We start from the raw sequence: 256 nt of genomic DNA on the forward strand, positions 1-256 counted from the left end.
GAGCGACCGGGACAAGGACGTGGAAATCCTGGCGCTGCGCCACCAGATCACGGTCCTGGAGCGACAGCTGGGCAAGACCCGGCCGCGGTTCTCCCCCAGCGACCGAGCGTTCCTTGCCTCGCTGCTACACCGGCTTCCGCTGGGCGTGCTCCATCGGCTCAGGCTGCTGGTACGCCCCGACACCGTGCTGCGCTGGCACCGCGACCTCCTCGCGCGCCGCCACGCCGCCAATTCGATCCTGCTGGCTAATTGGGCA

General features: G+C 69.1%; 1 pseudogene. It reads left to right on the top strand.

Annotated elements, in window-relative coordinates:
• Positions 1-19: 19 nt before the first annotated feature.
• Positions 20-256 (top strand): annotated as a pseudogene (locus FXF52_RS41395) (hypothetical protein); the annotation flags it as partial.

It is taken from the genome of Micromonospora sp. MP36, assembly GCF_008119785.1.
In the GTDB taxonomy this organism is placed as follows: Bacteria; Actinomycetota; Actinomycetes; order Mycobacteriales; family Micromonosporaceae; genus Micromonospora.